Source organism: Chamaesiphon sp. OTE_20_metabat_361, from assembly GCF_031364565.1.
The window spans coordinates 1-3,936 of record NZ_JANLWO010000852.1; the positions used below are offsets into that span (position 1 = coordinate 1).

General features: G+C 48.9%; 4 protein-coding genes. 1 reads left to right on the forward strand and 3 read right to left on the reverse strand.

Annotation, left to right across the window (positions count from 1 at the left end; all coding sequences use genetic code 11):
- The 3 genes from RMO35_RS23870 to patD all read right to left on the reverse strand — a co-directional run.
- Positions 1–1,125: ATP-binding cassette domain-containing protein (locus RMO35_RS23870; RefSeq protein ID WP_309745023.1), on the reverse strand; the 1,125-nt coding region annotated here is incomplete at its 3' end.
- 167 nt (positions 1,126–1,292) lie between these two features.
- Positions 1,293–1,859 (reverse strand): zf-TFIIB domain-containing protein, encoded by a 567-nt coding sequence (locus RMO35_RS23875; RefSeq protein WP_309745025.1) that lies wholly within the window; start codon positions 1,857–1,859, stop codon positions 1,293–1,295.
- Positions 1,860–1,957: 98 nt separating this feature from the next.
- Positions 1,958–2,317, reverse strand: coding sequence for a heterocyst frequency control protein PatD (gene patD / locus RMO35_RS23880; protein WP_309745027.1), 360 nt, complete (start codon positions 2,315–2,317; stop codon positions 1,958–1,960).
- Positions 2,318–2,740: 423 nt separating this feature from the next.
- On the opposite strand from patD, the gene RMO35_RS23885 reads away from it, so the two are divergent.
- Positions 2,741–3,936, forward strand: a 1,196-nt coding sequence (locus tag RMO35_RS23885) for a RelA/SpoT family protein (protein WP_396135723.1), incomplete at its 3' end; no start/stop codon positions are given.

Genomic DNA, 3,936 nt, shown 5'->3' on the forward strand with positions numbered 1-3,936 from the left:
CGCAGGAGATAGATGGGTGAGTTCTTCACCGCAGAATGTCACCGTTCCACCAGTCGCGGGGACTAATTGGAGAATAGTCCGCGAGAGGGTACTCTTACCACAGCCAGATTCACCGACTAGTCCAAAGATTTCGCCTTCGTAGAGTTCGAGCTGGACATTATCGACAGCTTTGTTGATGGTAGTTTTGGCATTGGTGAGTATCCGCTGAAGCAGATTAGTCTCGATCGTGTAATGTTTTTGGAGCTTATCGAGGGTGAGGATCGGTTTCTTGATTGCTAGCGCTGTCGCTGTTAGCTCCCCAACTCGGTCGTTCGCCTGAACGTGCAGCGCCGATTTGAGTAGAGTTTGAGTATATTCGGCTTGAGGATTGCCAAAAATATTCGCCACCGTCCCTTCTTCCTCCTTGCGTCCTTTGTTCATCACCACAATCCGATCGCAATACGTCGCGATCGTCGCGAGATCGTGGGAAATTAATAGCAGTCCCATCTGGCGTTCTTGACACAGCCGCGTCAGTTCACGCAAGATTTCTGCCGATACCCGCACGTCTAAACTCGTCGTCGGCTCATCGGCAATAATCAACTTTGGATCGAGCAACAAAGCTAGCGCGATCGCGACTCGCTGGCGCATCCCACCGCTGAATTCATGCGGATACTGGTTCCAGCGATCGGCAGGGATGCGGACGGCAGCTAGGGTATCTAACGCCCGTTGTTTGGCTTGTTGTCTAGTCAGATTTGGCTCGTGAGCTTGGAGCGTCTCCAGACAGTGATTCCCGATCGTCATCAGCGGATCGAGGCGCGTCATCGGATCTTGGAAGATTAAGCCCACCACCTCCCCCCGAAAGCGCCGCACGGCTTCAGCATCCATGTCTGGCACGGATTGACCCTCAAATAAGATCTTGCCCTCAATCCGCGAATTGACAGGTAACAAGCGCATTATTGCCTTACCCAGCGTAGATTTACCGCAGCCCGATTCCCCCACAAAACCAATCTTTTCACCCGCCGCCAATTCAAACGATACATCCGCGATAGCGTAAGCGCTGCCTTGGCAGGTCGCGTGTGTTACTTGCTGGCTCGATTCGGCTTGAGGGTAAGTTACCCACAGGTTTTGGACGCTGAGTAATTTCATAGGAGTTGGGAGTGGGGAGTTGGGGGTTGGGAGATGGGGGGATGGGGAGTTGGGGAGACGAGGAGACAGGGAGATGCCGAGATCTACCCACCCCGCCCGATGGGCACCCCTCCAAGGAGGGGATTCTATTCCCTAAAGCCTAAAGCCTAAAGCCTAAAGCCTAGCACCTAGCCCCGATCTCGCTCGAATCGTCGCATCAAATAAGCGGCGGCAAAATCGCCATTGGGATGTTTGACGAGGATATCGGCGAGATCGAAAACTCGCTGTGCCATTTCGACACCGACTTTATCGATGACGGCTTGACGTTCGAGTTCGTGGAGATGACTGGCGCGGACTTGAGCTTGCCAAGCACTAGAAAATATGAGGGGGATATTTTTATCGAGTTGCAATTGTTCGAGGACTTCCCATTCGCCCCGATCGCACCAGATCCCCCCACAAGAGAGACAATGTTCGAGATAGAATGGCTGCTTGAGGGCGATTTTACCTCTAGCCATCATGGGGCCACATTCGGGACAGGGTGCTGCTTTGGTGTCTAAGGCGCTGGGGGTATAGGACAAATGATAATTTTGGGCTAGCACGTCGCGGTTAGGTGGTGCTGCGGGACGCTCGTCGCGCCAGACTTGGTAGTTATGTCCGGGAATCCATTCACCCTCACACTCGCGACAATGTTTTGTCAACAACATGTCGCTGATAATTCCATTGACTAGCTCAGATTTACATTTAGGGCACTGCATCGTTAAAGTTCGGTTGACAATTGATAGTGATGACGTTCGCTGTAGCGGTGTGTTCTGCTAGAGCTTCATACCCCAATTCAGCAACACCGTAAGTTAAATTAAGCAAGATCCTCAGCACCTGTATCCGCCACAGCTTGGCAATATTGAATGATGAGCTGGAGTTTATCCTGATAAGCTTGACGACGTTGCGAAATGGTAGCGGGGTTGCGGGCTGTAGCGATAAGCATGACATCCATCGATAATAGCCGCAGCAGCCGATGGCTTTCGGTGACGTACGATCGCATTTTACCAGCGATAGGATCTGGCAGACCATCGAGATCCTGGACGATAATATTGGATTCAAATAACTCGATCGCTTGACTCAGAATCACTTTTGGGTCGGGCGCAACGTCATTTAGCAAGTTGCTCAGCAGGGTAGATAATTGTTGCCAGATTAAAATCTGTTCGGTTGGCAACATAAATAACTTAGTTAGAATAGAATATTATGTAAACAATTTTACACTTACAATTGCCGATCGAACGTTACCTTCCAAGCTGCTCCGATCTTATAAGCCTCAGACTACATTGCTGCTCTAAATTACGCTCGGCTTAGTTAGAATCGCTCGCGTCCATCGCTAAATGCTGCTGTCAGCCAGCCACATAGCTGCATCTCAATTAGCTCGAATCATCACAGCGCGGCTGCTAATTGAGTTTTCAATCTTTTGCATTAGTTCGTCGATAGTTCCCAATTTTGTTGGTATTCACTCCTTTTATTCCCTCCCACCATGACTACTCCTACCTCTGTTTCCATTGATGATGTACCTGCTGATGCTTTGGCGGAGCCTTTCTGCGAAGGCAGACGCTTCGCGAACGGAACGAAAATCGCGACACCCGAAACAGCGATGACTTACAATTGTCCGATTCCCGAATGGTTGCAACAGTGCTTAGCTGTTGAGCCAAGCGGCACCCCAGCAGATCTCGATGTTCTGCCGGAGACACTGAGCGATCGACAGTTGATTAAGAATGCTTTTCAATTTGCTTACAAGCTACATGGCGATCAAAAGCGTAAATCTGGCGAACCCTATATTTGTCACCCGATCGCCGTAGCGGGATTGTTACGCGATTTGGGTGGCGGTGCGGCGATGATTGCGGCAGGATTCCTGCACGATGTAGTTGAAGATACCGAGATTAAAATCGATGAGATCGAGACGAGATTCGGTCAAGAAACCGCACACTTGGTCGAAGGCGTAACTAAGCTCTCAAAGTTTGAATTTTCGAGTAAAAAAGAACAGCAAGCTGAAAACTTTCGGCGGATGTTTATTGCCATGGCGCAAGACATTCGGGTGATCGTAGTTAAGCTCGCTGACAGGTTACACAATATGCGTACCCTCGATCATTTACGCACCGAACGACAGCAAGCAATCTCGCAAGAGACTCGCGATATTTTTGCACCTTTAGCCGATAGACTGGGCTTAGGGCGGATTAAATGGGAATTAGAAGATCTCTCATTTAAATACATCGAAGCGGAAGATTATCGCCGCATTCAAGACTTAGTGGCTGAGAAGCGAACTGCCAGGGAGAGCCGGATTGCTAACGTCACGGAGATGATTCGCCATCGTCTCGAACGAGCTAAAATCAAATACATCGACCTGAGTGGTAGACCCAAACATTTGTACAGTATCTATCAAAAGATGCGGTATCAAAAAAAAGAATTTAGTGAAATTTACGATCTGACAGCGATTAGAATTATTGTCGAATCGAATCATGAATGTTACTTAGCCCTAGCCGAAATTCACGATATATTTAAGCCGATTCCGGGTCGATTTAAAGATTATATCGGCTTGCCAAAAAACAACCGCTACCAATCATTACATACTACTGTAGTTGGTTTTACAGGGACGCCCTTAGAAGTCCAAATTCGGACATTGGAAATGCACAACGTCGCCGAATATGGGATCGCCGCACACTGGAGATACAAGGAAAATGCTAAATCCGACGAAAGCCCTGATGCTAGCAAACCCACACCAGCCAGACGCACGGAAGTAGATGAAAAATTTGCCTGGTTGCGGCAATTATTAGAATGGCAAAATGATGTCAA

Coding starts and splice junctions, on each gene's coding strand:
- RMO35_RS23875 (WP_309745025.1), bottom strand. CDS start 1,859: ATGCAGTGCCCTAAATGTAAATCTGAGCTAGTCAATGGAATTATCAGC.
- patD (WP_309745027.1), bottom strand. CDS start 2,317: ATGTTGCCAACCGAACAGATTTTAATCTGGCAACAATTATCTACCCTG.